1 protein-coding gene is annotated in these 533 nt (G+C 44.3%); it reads left to right on the top strand.

Annotated elements, in window-relative coordinates:
- On the top strand, positions 1-490 hold a 490-nt coding region (locus tag ACFIL8_RS12665), incomplete at its 5' end, for a BID domain-containing T4SS effector (protein ID WP_375690134.1).
- Between the last annotated feature and the right edge of the window lie 43 nt (positions 491-533).

Below are 533 nucleotides of genomic sequence, written 5' to 3'. Positions count from 1 at the left end.
AAGACACCATGCCCAAATCCAATATTGGTGCGGAGTTGTTTTTGGCAACACAAACATTTTGCAATCACAGGTGGAAATGCTTTTCCAAAACCCTGAAACAATAGAACAGCTGGCACAGCAACTTGCCGGAAATCCTCAGTCTTTTAACAAATACACTGGTCGTAACTTTTGTGGCTTTAAAAATAAAGCACGCAGACATGCTGAAGCGGGTCTTTCTCACCTCATTGACGCCGCTGACAATTATGCAACAGCTGTAACACAAGTAAGAGAGAGCCTTTCAAAAACTCAGCAGACAAAACAAGAACACAATGAAGCATCTTCTGACAGAGCGCAAAATTTGCATCAACAACAAAGCGTCTCACAGTCTACTCAACGCCCGGAGCCTTCAATAGTAACGCATGAAGGAGCAACACCCTCTACGCAACAAAGAGAAACAGATATTCGTCCTCGCAAAACTGCCGCCCCAAAAGCGATGGCTTTTGCCAGCTAAACAGACATAAGTTTTCACGTTGAATCCAACGTCTTGGCGCAAC

Source organism: Bartonella sp. AP57NXGY (assembly GCF_042195805.1).
In the GTDB taxonomy this organism is placed as follows: Bacteria; Pseudomonadota; Alphaproteobacteria; order Rhizobiales; family Rhizobiaceae; genus Bartonella.
Note: the sequence above shows the minus strand (reverse complement) of the source record. Positions and strands in the feature narration are given on the sequence as shown.